The organism is Enterococcus diestrammenae (assembly GCF_049384045.1).
GTDB classification, from domain to species: Bacteria; Bacillota; Bacilli; order Lactobacillales; family Enterococcaceae; genus Enterococcus_C; species Enterococcus_C diestrammenae.
The window spans coordinates 1-679 of record NZ_JBMRGR010000044.1; the positions used below are offsets into that span (position 1 = coordinate 1).

Annotated in this window: 1 protein-coding gene; it reads left to right on the plus strand. The window is 42.0% G+C overall.

The window, feature by feature from the left end:
- Nucleotides 1-38 precede the first annotated feature (38 nt).
- A partial coding sequence (locus tag ACO03U_RS13725; RefSeq protein ID WP_423104962.1) for an IS110 family RNA-guided transposase occupies nucleotides 39-679 on the plus strand: 641 nt, incomplete at its 3' end.

A 679-nucleotide genomic window follows, 5' to 3' on the forward strand; every position in this document is an offset into this window, starting at 1 on the left:
AATCTGTCACAACTCAATACTTTTGAGGAGTGATTTACATGGAAGTCGTTGTCGAACGTTGTTGTGGACTGGATGTTCATCAGAAAACAGTCGTTGCCTGTACACTTGTGGGAAATCTTTCAACCAATCGACCGAAGAAACTTATTAAAACTTTTGGGACAAGGACCTTCGAGCTACAAGAACTAGCCTCATGGCTTCACGAGCAAGAGATTTCTACCGTTATGATGGAAAGTACCGGACAATACTGGTGTCCTATCTGGAACGTTTTGGAGAAGGAAGGATTCAAATTGATTCTTGCCAATCCTCAACGCATTAAAGGAATTCCTGGTCGAAAAACTGATCAAAAGGACGCCGAATGGATTGCCCAACTTGGTCGTGTGGGGTTAGTTCCACAAAGCTATGTACCGCCAACAGCTATTCAAGAGCTACGTTCCCTCACTAGAACTCGTACCCATCTTATTGCCGAGCGAACCCAACATAAGAATCGTATCCACAATATCCTCCAACAAGGAAATATTAAATTAACGGGATTTTTGTCAGATATCTATGGAAAGACTGGTAGAAAGCTAGTCGATTTACTACTGAGTGGTGAGAAAATCGAAGAGGAAAACATCCTAGAATGTCTCCATTCTCGGGTAAAAGCTTCCTCAAAAGATATTGTCGAATCGCTAAAAGGTAC